This is a genomic window from Mesorhizobium sp. M7A.F.Ca.ET.027.03.2.1 (assembly GCF_003999175.1).
In the GTDB taxonomy this organism is placed as follows: Bacteria; Pseudomonadota; Alphaproteobacteria; order Rhizobiales; family Rhizobiaceae; genus Mesorhizobium.
The window spans coordinates 1-1194 of the sequence record NZ_RZOM01001422.1 but is presented as its reverse complement, the minus strand read 5'-3'; the positions used below and the strand labels follow the sequence as shown (position 1 = coordinate 1194).

2 pseudogenes are annotated in these 1194 nt (G+C 59.0%); both read left to right on the top strand.

Features of this window, described 5'->3' with window-relative positions:
- Positions 1-638, top strand: a pseudogene (locus tag EN750_RS35245) (ATP-binding protein); the annotation flags it as partial.
- A gap of 82 nt (positions 639-720) precedes the next feature.
- Positions 721-1194: pseudogene (locus tag EN750_RS35240) on the top strand (hypothetical protein); the annotation flags it as partial.

The window sequence follows — 1194 nt, the reverse complement described above, 5'->3', positions numbered from 1 at the left end:
ACGACACCATGGACGAGGTCGGCGACCTGCAGCCGCTGTTCGAGCGATCGCTGTGGGTGTTCGGCCCTGAGTTTGAGAGCCTCGAGTTCACAAGCAACAAAGGCATGACGGAGGTCATTCGCAAGATATTTGGGTCGAATGAAACGGGTAGCAGGCAGCGACCCGATTTCGTGATGCTGCCCGATGGCAGCGTTGGGCTTTATAGCCGCGACGCGCATGATCTCGGACATGAAGTGGATGGTGTGTCCCGCCTGGTCGTGGCCGAGATCAAGAAGCCCGGCGTGGGCATAGGCTCCGAGCAGAAAGATCAGGCGTGGCGGTATGTGAAGGAGCTGAGGAGCAAGGGGCTTCTGACCGAAGCGGCCGTGACGACCTGTTACATCCTCGGCTCGAAGATCGATGCCGCCGAGGGCGGGAGTCGAACCGAGTGGGACGGACGCGTTACCATCATCCCGATGACCTACAATACTTTCATCCGTAGAGCGGAAAAGCGAATGCTCGGCCTTCGCGAAAGGCTAAAGGAGGCCCCGTTCCTGAAGGAACACGGTGTTGATGGCGATGCCTTCATCACGCCGCCACCGGATCCACAGCGGGACCTGCTAGCCGCTGCCGGCGCAGGTGCTTCGGCACACCCTTAGGATCAGCATGGCAACGTTCGGCCCACGATTTGGAGAGGACGACCTAGGCACCTTGTCCATCGAGGAACGAGGACGAGGCCTCGTGGAGGTGTTTTTCCAGCCTTCAGCGACGCGACTAAAGATCGCGCACCGCGAGGGGGACCCAACGACCCGCGTCCTGCTTATAAAGTTCGAGGCTAGGACGGACACGACCACGCTCTATCCCGTCAATACCATGCCCACGTCCGCGAGCTTCCTGACGCCTAAGCACGATCCCATTGTTTCGATCGAGCTGGTACTGAAGAATGGGTTCGCCCACATGGTCGATGATTATGACGGAGCCGAACATTTCGTCGTGCCGAGCACCCTCGATGACGTGCAGATGTACCTAGAGGAGTGCATGCCCTCGGGGTTCACTAAAAACCCGAATTTCGGGCTTGGGCTCGATCGCACGCTTTCATTCATCACCCAGGCGCTGTCACAGATCGACGGTATCAAGCAATTGCGCCTGACCGACGAGAAGACCCTCGAGGTCTCTCGGTCGGCCGACGGCAAGACCTTTGAGATGGGCTATCGC